General features: G+C 64.8%; 1 protein-coding gene. It reads right to left on the bottom strand.

Annotated features, from left to right (window positions below):
• Positions 1–23: 23 nt before the first annotated feature.
• On the bottom strand, positions 24–893 hold the full coding sequence (locus tag ACIHEJ_RS40680) for an IS5 family transposase (RefSeq protein WP_400142947.1): 870 nt from the start codon (positions 891–893) through the stop codon (positions 24–26).
• Positions 894–1,125 lie beyond the last annotated feature (232 nt).

Genomic DNA, 1,125 nt, shown 5'->3' with positions numbered 1-1,125 from the left:
AGAGGTCGTTTCATCCCGGTGTTTTATCCCGTGATGCGGGTTTGTTCCGGTGATGTCGGGTCGCGCCAGGAGATGGTGTTCTCGCCGGTGAGGCGGCGGGCCATGAGGTCGGTCATGGCGAGGTGGATCATGGCTTCGGAGCGTTCAGGGAGGGTTTCGTAGTCGCGGGTGAGGCGGCGATGGAGCATGAGCCAGCCGTAGGTCCGCTCGACGGTCCAGCGTTTCGGAACTGGTGTGAAACCCCTGGTCCCGGGGGCGCGTTGGACGATTTCGAGGTCGATTCCGAGGGTGGCGGCGTGCTCGAGGAAGTGTTTGCGGTAGCCGCCGTCGACCCAGACTTTGCGAATCGTGGGATGGGCTGCGGCTGTCTGGTCGAGGAGTCTCTGACCTGCGGCGGAGTCCTGGACGCTGGCCGCGGTGACCAGGACGGCCAGCAGGAGGCCGAGGGTGTCGGTGATGATGCTCCGCTTCCGGCCGACGATCTTCTTGCCGGCGTCGATGCCCTGACTTGCGGCGTGCACGCTGGTGGACGTCTTGACGCTCTGCGCATCGATCACGCAGGCCGACGGCTCGGTGTCCCGGCCTTCCTTCTGTCGTAAGAGCCGTCTGAGCAGGCCGTTGAGCTGGGAGAACACGCCTTCCTGCTGCCACTTGGCGAAGTAGCCGTAGACCGTGTTCCAGTGCGGAAAGTCGTGCGGGAGGTAGCGCCACTGCACGCCGGTGCGGTCCACGTAGAGGATCGCGTTCATGATCTCGCGCAGGTCATGCTCAGGCGGCCGGCCGAAGTCGAGGGCCCGGCCGCGGCGCTCGAACCGCCAGGCCGCAAGCACCGGCTCAATCAGCTCCCACCGGGCATCGGTCAGGTCACTCGGATACCCACGTCGTTCCGTCATGACCTGGGCATACTGCCGGCCGGGGGCGTGCGCCCAGGCGTGCGTCATGCCGTGTCGAAGCACGGAACAGACCCAGGCGTCCTGGAATGAGACAGGCGCAAGTGGACTTGCGCCCCATTCGTGACACCGTCAGCTCCAGCACGCAAAAGCGTCACCACAGCCTCACCAGCAGCACGTCGACAGGCAGAAAAAAGCAACCCAGAGCACCACACTCAAGGGGAAAACGACCTCT

This window comes from Streptomyces sp. NPDC052301 (assembly GCF_044593395.1).
Lineage (GTDB): Bacteria > Actinomycetota > Actinomycetes > Streptomycetales > Streptomycetaceae > Streptomyces.
Note: the sequence above shows the minus strand (reverse complement) of the source record. Positions and strands in the feature narration are given on the sequence as shown.